The sequence below is a fragment of the Streptomyces sp. NPDC054847 genome (genome assembly GCF_053610925.1).
The window spans coordinates 1-5,179 of record NZ_JBSGZJ010000490.1; the positions used below are offsets into that span (position 1 = coordinate 1).

Annotated in this window: 6 protein-coding genes; 4 read left to right on the forward strand and 2 right to left on the reverse strand. The window is 71.4% G+C overall.

From position 1 onward, the window contains the following. Positions 1-6 precede the first annotated feature (6 nt). Positions 7-744, reverse strand: coding sequence for a hypothetical protein (locus tag ACWGH4_RS30750; protein ID WP_453466670.1), 738 nt, complete (start codon positions 742-744; stop codon positions 7-9). Positions 745-964: 220 nt separating this feature from the next. Between ACWGH4_RS30750 and ACWGH4_RS30755 the strand changes: the two genes are divergently transcribed. Further along, positions 965-2,191 (forward strand): HNH endonuclease, encoded by a 1,227-nt coding sequence (locus ACWGH4_RS30755; protein ID WP_453466672.1) that lies wholly within the window; start codon positions 965-967, stop codon positions 2,189-2,191. A gap of 34 nt (positions 2,192-2,225) precedes the next feature. On the opposite strand, the gene ACWGH4_RS30760 is transcribed toward ACWGH4_RS30755, so the two are convergent. Next, positions 2,226-2,660, reverse strand: a complete 435-nt coding sequence (locus tag ACWGH4_RS30760; protein WP_441262781.1) for a VOC family protein — start codon at positions 2,658-2,660, stop codon at positions 2,226-2,228. A 244-nt stretch (positions 2,661-2,904) separates the two neighbouring features. Here ACWGH4_RS30760 and ACWGH4_RS30765 point away from each other — a divergent pair, with 244 nt between their 5' ends. The 3 genes from ACWGH4_RS30765 to ACWGH4_RS30775 all read left to right on the forward strand — a co-directional run bounded on the left by ACWGH4_RS30765 (position 2,905) and on the right by ACWGH4_RS30775 (position 5,135). Continuing rightward, the gene (locus ACWGH4_RS30765) at positions 2,905-3,540 is read left to right on the forward strand and encodes an NADPH-dependent F420 reductase (protein WP_453466674.1); all 636 of its coding nucleotides are present in this window, start codon (positions 2,905-2,907) and stop codon (positions 3,538-3,540) included. A gap of 133 nt (positions 3,541-3,673) precedes the next feature. Beyond that, positions 3,674-4,084 (forward strand): four-helix bundle copper-binding protein, encoded by a 411-nt coding sequence (locus ACWGH4_RS30770; RefSeq protein WP_453466678.1) that lies wholly within the window; start codon positions 3,674-3,676, stop codon positions 4,082-4,084. A gap of 229 nt (positions 4,085-4,313) precedes the next feature. Further along, on the forward strand, positions 4,314-5,135 hold the full coding sequence (locus ACWGH4_RS30775) for an SAM-dependent methyltransferase (RefSeq protein WP_453466676.1): 822 nt from the start codon (positions 4,314-4,316) through the stop codon (positions 5,133-5,135). Positions 5,136-5,179: the final 44 nt, after the last annotated feature.

Sequence of the window (5,179 nt, forward strand, 5' to 3'; positions counted from 1 at the left end):
GCACGTCTACGGCTCGGACAGCTCCAGGGTCCAGTCGCCGTCGGCGGTCACATTGACGTAGTACGGCCCGGCGCCGGCCATCTGGGCGACGGCGGCGCCGTCGAAGTCCCCAGTCTCGTTGAAGACGAGGTCCTGCGCCCTGCCCTTCGCGTCCAGCACCGTGACGGCGAAGTCGTTCCCCGCGCTGTGGGTGGCCCGCACGGCAACGGTCTTGTCCGCCGCGAAGGGTCCTACGACGTGATCCCCGCTCCCCGTGGAGCTCTGGGGCAGTTCCGCCGCCGGCCGGTCGCGGGGCTGTGTGATCTCGACGCTCCACGGAGCGTCCGCGTCGACCAGGAGAGCATGGTCGCCGGCCTGCACACCGGCGGCCCTGGACCCGCTGTAAGGGCCGACCCGGTTGGCGACGACATCCCTGACCTGTTGCTTGTCGTCGAGCAGCTCGACGATGAAGTTTCCCTTGCAGGACGGGCACTCGGCCCGCAGGACGGCCAGACCACCGGTCAGCGCGAAGGGCTTCGTCACCTGGTCCCCCGTGCCGCTGAGCTCGATCGGCGGCGGAACGGACGGCGTCGGCTGCGCCACGCTCCGCCCGGACGCGCCAGCGGACGGCGCGTGACCGGCGCCGCCTGCGGCCATGACCACACCGACCATGACGATCAGGGCGACCAGGGCCCGGGCGAGCACCACCCACCCACGCGCGCCCCGGGCCGACGCAGGCTCCCACGGTCCGTGCCGGTCCGCCATGCCCGACTCCTTCCCTTGCCCGCCGGCGCCCCAGCAACCGCCGACCCCACCTCCACGATCCGCCGCCCACCGCCCCCCGCAACTCGAACCCCCAGGACACCCGGCCCGCCCCGGCCGCTCCCACCCCGGCGCATGCACGTGACCGCTCACTCCTCGTCGTCACCCGGCCACGGGCCGGAACCCACTCTCGGTGGTCGGCGCGCTCGACTACCGTTCCCGCATGGCGCTCACAGACATAGGACGGCTCCAAGTCCTTCAGGCCGTCGCGGAATTCGACGCGATCGGTCAGAACGCGTTCCTGAAGCGGTACGGCTTCGGCCGGGCACGCGACTACTTCCTCGTGGTCGACGGAAAGCGCTACGACTCCAAGGCCGTCCTGGGGGCCGCTCACGGTTTTCTCCCCGGTCTGCAGCCGCTGCGCCGTGACGCCTTCTCCGGGGGCAAGGAACACACGGTCAAGCTGCTTCGCGCCCTCGGGTTCGAGGTTTCGGACGCCTCTCAGGTATCCGGAGCCGCCATCGGGACCACCTCCGCTCACGAGGAATTCCTCCGACGCGTGCAGGGCCTGAGGGCGGCCCGCGCTGCGAACGGACCGCGCCTCTACCAGCCGATCGCTCTGTTGTGGGCGATCGGACGGGCGCGCCGGGGGGAGACCCGCAGCCTCGCGTGGGCCGAGACCGACGAGGCGATCGGTGCGCTGCTGAAACGTCACGGGGCGCGAGGGGAGCGTCCGCGCCCGGACTACCCCGTGCTCGCTCTCCACGGCGCCGGATTGTGGACACTCGAGGGCCACGTCGGTGAGGTGCCCACCGCACACGGCGACTCGGAGCTCAGGAGCTGGTTCGCCGAGCAACGGCCGAGTGGCGGGCTGGCCGAGCCGTTCCACGACATCGTGCGCCGCTCGGGCCATGCCCGGATATCGGTGATCGAGGCCGTCCTCGCCAAGTATTTCGAGGGTCTCGACCCTGTTCCGCTGCTCAAGGACACCGGCCTGTACGACGAAGGTGTCGCGGACGACGCGCAGCTTCGGGAGCCGGTCGTGGACACGGCCGTGACGGCGGCGGCACAGTACGAGAAGTGGTGCCGCCTTCTCGACGGCCGAGGGGAAGCCGGAGACGTCCGGCGGAGAACGAGCCTGCGAAACGGTCCCGTACGGTCGGGCGTTGCCCGGCGGGCCGTGCTCGCACGGAGCCGGGGGGTGTGCGAGAACCCGGCCTGCGACGGCCAGCCCGCCGATGTGACCGACGCGGGTGCGCCGATCCTCGAGGTCGACCACATCATGGAGATCGCCAAGGGCGGCCCGGATCATCCGAGCGTGATGGCCGCTCTGTGCCCCAACTGCCATGCGGTCAAGACCAGAGGGCGGTCCCGGGAAGCCCTGCGTGCCACCCTGCTGGAAGTCGCGCTCGCCGCCCACCTGCGGCTGAAGGGCTCGGCCGACGGCTGAAAGGCCCGCGCCCCGCAGCCCCGCGGTCGACTTCCTACGCGGACGCCGCGGCGACGCAGAATTCGTTGCCCTCCGGGTCCGCCATCACGATGTGGTGCCCGTCGAACGTTTCGATGACGCTGCCGCCCGCCTCGACCAGCCGCTGTGACGTCGCCCGGACGCGGGCCCAGCGCTCCTCCGGAGTGCCGTCGCCCGGCACGCGGACGTCGAGGTGGAGGCGGTTCTTCGCCGTCTTCGGCTCCGGGACCTTGAGGATCGAAAGGCGGGGGCCGGTGCCGTCCGGGGCGCACAGCCATGCCCCGTCGTCGGCCGAGTCGTCCTCCGGCAGGTCGAACTGGGCGAGCCACTCCTCCCGGGTCCTGTACGGGGCGGGCGGCGGCTCGTCGATGTACCCGAGGGCCGTCTTCCAGAACGCGGCGAGGAGCTGCGCGTCGGCGCAGTCGAGGGTCAGGTCGAAGGTGACTGTCATGCGGGCGACGGTAACGGCCGCCTACGACAACGCCCCCGGCGTTCCACAGCGCCCCCGGCGGCCCCGGACCCGGGCCGTTTCACGACCTGCGGCAGGGGCACCCGGCCGCCGATGGACCAGGACACGGACGGGAAGACCACGTCGAGTTTCCGCGGGGACACCTGTGCCCGACCGCCCCCGGCGCCCCCGCCCCGACGCCGCGCGCGGCGGAATTTTGTGACGAGGAGACCCTGAGGAGATTCCCATGAAGATCGGCATCATCGGCGCGGGCCGCGTCGGCTCGACCCTGGCCCGCCATTTCGTACGCATCGGCCATGACGTGGTCATCAGCAACTCCAGGGGCCCGGAGACACTCGCCGGGCTCGTCGACGAGATCGGCGGCACCCTGCGGGCGGTCACGGTCGAGCAGGCCGCGACGTTCGGGCAGGTCGTCGTGGTCAGCATTCCGTACGGCCGGTACAAGGAACTGCCGAAGGACGCCCTCAAGGACAAGGTCGTGATCGACACCTGCAACTACTACGCGCAGCGCGACGGCCACGACGCCGAGCTCGACGACGACCGCACGACCTCCAGCGAGAAGATCCGCGCCCATACGAACGCCAACGTGGTGAAGGCGTTCAACGCGATCCACTGGGAGAACCTCCGTGACCGCGGCCGGCCCAAGGGGGACCCCGGCCGGCTGGCGATCCCCATCTCCGGGACCGACACGGAGGCCAAGGCCGTGGTCGCGGGGCTGATCCGGGACATCGGCTTCGACCCCGTCGATGCCGGCGACATCGGGCGGGGCGGCCGCAGTCATCAGCCGGGGGCCCGCCTCTACGGCGCCGAGCTGAGCGCGGAGGAGGCGAACGACCTCCTCAGGGCGGGCGCCGCGACCTGAGCCCGGGGTCCGCTGCCCGATCTGCCTGCCCCGCGGCCCGGCAGCGCCCCCGTTTGGGAGGCCCGCGCCGTGCTACCCGTCCTGCGGCGCCGTCCGGGCGCCGCAGGCACACGACGAGGAGATGACGATGGCCATGACCGCGTCCGCGAAGGACATGCTGAACACCTATCCCGCCGACCTCGGCGGCGTCGACCCGGACGCCATGAGCCGCTGCATCGAGGCGTGCGCCGCCTGCGCACAGGCGTGTACGGCCTGCGCCGACGCCTGCCTCTCCGAGGGCATGGTCGGCGACCTGACGAAGTGCATCCGCACCGACATGGACTGCGCCGACATCTGCACCGCCACCGCGGCCGTCCTGTCGCGCCACACCGGTTACGACGCGAACATCACCCGCGCCATCGTGCAGGCTTGTGCGGTCGCCTGCAAGGCCTGCGCGGACGAGTGCGCGAAGCATGCCGACATGCACGAGCACTGCCGTCTCTGCGCCGAGGCGTGCCGGACCTGTGAACAGGCGTGCAACGAACTGCTCGCCACCCTCGGATGAGACAACTCCCCCGCCGCGCCAAGGCGTTGCGGACCGGGCGGACCGGGCGGACGGCCACGGGACGGCGTGAGCGCCGACCCGGCCGTCCGTTCCGCTCCCGCCCGTAAACGCCCTGCTTGTCAGGCGAGTTGAACGCGAGGCGGGTCACCGGGGAACGAGCCGTCCCCCGGCTGATTGGTCTAGGTTGGGACCTGGTCGAGGAATCGTTTCGCGCCCAGGAGGCCCACTCGTGTCAGAACACGACCCCCAGCTCGCCGCCGCCGCAGACATACGCGCCCGGATCGACACGAGCAAGCCCCATTCCGCCCGTTTCTGGAACTACTTCGTCGGCGGCAAGGACCACTACGAGATCGACCGCGAGACCGGCGACCACATCAAGGACATCTTCCCGGGCCTCGTCGACGTGGCGCGCACGAGCCGCCAGTTCCTGGGACGCGCGGTCCGCCATCTCGCGGGCGAGCAGGGAATCCGCCAGTTCCTCGACATCGGCACCGGCCTGCCCACCGCCGACAACACCCACGAGGTCGCGCAGCGCGTCGCCCCCGACGCGCGGATCGTGTACGTCGACAGCGACCCGCTCGTGCTGGCCCACGCCCGGGCCCTGCTCACGAGCACGCCCGAGGGCAGGACGGCGTATCTGGACGCCGATCTGTACGCCCCCGAGGAGATCCTCAAGGCCGCCGAGGGCACGCTGGACCTGTCCCGGCCGGTCGCGCTGATGATCCTCAACACGCTCGGCCACGTCGCCGACCACGACCAGGCGCGGGACCTGGTGAACCGGCTGATGGCGGGTCTCCCGTCGGGCAGTTACCTCGTGATCAGCGACAGCACCGCCACCAGCCCGGGCATGATCGCCGCGTCCGAGGCGTACAACGCCAGTGGCGCGGTGCCGTATTACGTGCGGACCGTCGACGAGATCGCCGCGTTCTTCGACGGCCTGGAGGTGGAGGAGCCCGGAGTCGTCCAGGTGACACAGTGGCGCCCGGAGTCCGACGACACGGCCGACGCGACGGCCGTGGACGCGTACGGCGCGGTAGGCCGCAAGCCGTAGCGGAGCGGACAGGAACGACGCCGCCGTCCCCGGCTCCCGGGGAC